This window comes from Oleiphilus sp. HI0043, from assembly GCF_001634935.1.
In genome coordinates, this window is record NZ_LWEY01001709.1 from 1 (window position 1) to 819 (window position 819).

Consider the following 819-nt stretch of genomic DNA (forward strand, 5'->3'; position numbering starts at 1 on the left):
AACAAGCTAAAACGATTGCTTCTAGTGACACTGAGGCCAGACTTGCTCGCTAAATAGGCTCGTCTTGTCGTTCGCACTCGAAACATTTTAGCGCTCGGTTCTTACACTGGTGATAAAGGTCACTCAATGAAATATGAATACGCTTGTCTGCTTTTCCTGCAGGTTCTCGCAACTGGCTGGCTAGTCATCGCACCGCCGCTACCAAGCTACGTCATCGTTCCCTTAGTGTTCATGACAATGATCGTTGGCTTTATGATTTGGCAACGCATTGAGCGATCTTTAGTGCCCTATGACCAAACACCGCGAGCAAAACGGGCGGCAAGAGAAAAGCAGGCGCAAATTGAGTTATTCGATAAAATCCACCATATGATGGATGAAAAAATTGCGCTTATCGCCCAGCTTGCAGAGGATACTGAAAAACTTACACACTCGCTTTCTGACGATACGACACAAACTGCAGAGACAATCGAACGGGCAGACAGCTATGCTAAATCATTATCAAAATCTTTAGATGAAAACCTTGAGCCCAGCACACTAGAAAGCCTCAACAACTTTGGAGAAGTTTCGAATCAGGCCTTAGCCCAGCTGATTCAGCAATTTGAAAACATTCAGGCGGCTTCTGTTACTTTAAACCAGAACTTTGACGATATTGATGCACGTTTTCATGAAGTAGTTGAGCATCTAGAAGATATAAACAAGATCAACTCACAAACCAACCTCCTTGCGCTCAATGCCGCGATTGAAGCCGCTCGAGCAGGCGATGCAGGAAGAGGGTTTAGCGTTGTTGCAGATGAAGTGCGCACGCTTTCAGTTCAAACA

The 819-nt window shown here is 45.3% G+C and carries 1 protein-coding gene; it reads left to right on the forward strand.

Annotated features, from left to right (window positions below; translation table 11 throughout):
• Positions 1-126: 126 nt before the first annotated feature.
• Positions 127-819: methyl-accepting chemotaxis protein (locus A3729_RS34385; RefSeq protein WP_304439761.1), on the forward strand; the 693-nt coding region annotated here is incomplete at its 3' end.